Source organism: Xenorhabdus santafensis, assembly GCF_033949405.1.
GTDB classification, from domain to species: domain Bacteria; phylum Pseudomonadota; class Gammaproteobacteria; order Enterobacterales; family Enterobacteriaceae; genus Xenorhabdus; species Xenorhabdus santafensis.
Map to the genome: position 1 here is coordinate 1 of NZ_VCDN01000521.1, position 285 is coordinate 285.

Annotated in this window: 1 protein-coding gene; it reads right to left on the reverse strand. The window is 37.2% G+C overall.

What is annotated here, in order from left to right; translation table 11 throughout:
• Positions 1–285: 50S ribosomal protein L13 (rplM, locus tag FE392_RS23255; protein WP_319932037.1), on the reverse strand; the 285-nt coding region annotated here is incomplete at both ends.

Here is a 285-nt window from a genome sequence, read left to right on the forward strand (position 1 = left end):
TTTCTTAGATACTTGACGTCCTAAACGTCCTTTTGGAAGCATCCCTTTAATTGCAAGCTCTAACATTTGTACAGGGTAGTTTGTACGCATTTCTAGAGCTGTTCTTTGCTTAAGTCCACCTGGGTGGTTAGTGTGACGGTAGTAAATTTTATCGTTTAATTTATTACCTGTTAAATGAATTTTCTCAGCGTTAATAATAATTACATGATCACCCGTGTCAACGTGTGGTGTAAATGTAGGTTTGTTTTTACCACGTAAAATGGATGCTACTTCAGTAGATAGGCG